Origin of the sequence: Pseudoalteromonas sp. TAE56, assembly GCF_000497955.1 — a bacterium.
GTDB lineage: Bacteria > Pseudomonadota > Gammaproteobacteria > Enterobacterales > Alteromonadaceae > Pseudoalteromonas.
Map to the genome: position 1 here is coordinate 1 of NZ_AUTN01000120.1, position 1662 is coordinate 1662.

At 49.2% G+C, this 1662-nt stretch carries 2 rRNA genes; both read left to right on the top strand.

Going from position 1 to position 1662, the window contains the following annotated elements:
- Positions 1 to 1399 (top strand): 23S ribosomal RNA (locus L656_RS0114445); the annotation flags it as partial.
- Positions 1400 to 1545: 146 nt separating this feature from the next.
- Positions 1546 to 1660: ribosomal RNA gene (rrf, locus tag L656_RS0114450) — 5S ribosomal RNA — on the top strand.
- Positions 1661 to 1662: the final 2 nt, after the last annotated feature.

Consider the following 1662-nt stretch of genomic DNA (forward strand, 5'->3'; position numbering starts at 1 on the left):
TTAAGACTGAGACACGAGACGAGTCACTACGGTGATGAAGTTGTTGATGCCATACTTCCAGGAAAAGCCTCTAAGCTTCAGATTATATGGAATCGTACCCCAAACCGACACAGGTGGTCAGGTAGAGAATACTAAGGCGCTTGAGAGAACTCGGGTGAAGGAACTAGGCAAAATCGTACCGTAACTTCGGGAGAAGGTACGCTCCTATCTGTGATGAGACTTGCTCTCTAAGCGGACGGGAGCCGCAGTGACCAGGTGGCTGGGACTGTTTATTAAAAACACAGCACTGTGCAAAATCGCAAGATGACGTATACGGTGTGACACCTGCCCGGTGCCGGAAGGTTAATTGATGGGGTTATCCTTAGGGAGAAGCTCTTGATCGAAGCCCCGGTAAACGGCGGCCGTAACTATAACGGTCCTAAGGTAGCGAAATTCCTTGTCGGGTAAGTTCCGACCTGCACGAATGGTGTAACCATGGCCACGCTGTCTCCACCCGAGACTCAGTGAAATTGAAATCGCAGTGAAGATGCTGTGTACCCGCGGCTAGACGGAAAGACCCCGTGAACCTTTACTACAGCTTGGCACTGAACATTGAACCTACATGTGTAGGATAGGTGGGAGACTTTGAAGCAGCGACGCTAGTTGTTGTGGAGTCAACCTTGAAATACCACCCTTGTAGTTTTGATGTTCTAACGTTGGCCCCTGAATCGGGGTTACGGACAGTGCCTGGTGGGTAGTTTGACTGGGGCGGTCTCCTCCTAAAGAGTAACGGAGGAGCACGAAGGTTGGCTAAGTACGGTCGGACATCGTACGGTTAGTGTAATGGTAGAAGCCAGCTTAACTGCGAGACAGACACGTCGAGCAGGTACGAAAGTAGGTCATAGTGATCCGGTGGTTCTGAATGGAAGGGCCATCGCTCAACGGATAAAAGGTACTCCGGGGATAACAGGCTGATACCGCCCAAGAGTTCATATCGACGGCGGTGTTTGGCACCTCGATGTCGGCTCATCACATCCTGGGGCTGAAGTCGGTCCCAAGGGTATGGCTGTTCGCCATTTAAAGTGGTACGCGAGCTGGGTTTAGAACGTCGTGAGACAGTTCGGTCCCTATCTGCCGTGGGCGTTTGAGAATTGAGAGGGGTTGCTCCTAGTACGAGAGGACCGGAGTGAACGAACCGCTGGTGTTCGGGTTGTCATGCCAATGGCATTGCCCGGTAGCTACGTTCGGAACTGATAAGCGCTGAAAGCATCTAAGCGCGAAGCAGGCCTCGAGATGAGTTCTCACTAGACTTTTAAAGTCTCTGAAGGGCCGTTGAAGACTACAACGTTGATAGGCAAGATGTGGAAGTGGTGTGAGCCATTAAGCTAACTTGTACTAATTACCCGTGAGGCTTAACCATACAACGCCAAACGCGTTTTATGCGACAGTTTAGACAGAAGTTAATATGACTAAAGTAGATATTACTTAAGAAAGACTTAAAAAATATTATCAGATATTTTCCAAATTCAGTTAGTGCGTAGCGATACGAATTAACGCCCAAATTTGCTTGGTGACAATAGCGTTTTGGACCCACCTGATCCCATGCCGAACTCAGTAGTGAAACGAAACAGCGCCGATGATAGTGTAGCATTTGCTATGTGAAAGTAGGACATTACCAGGCTT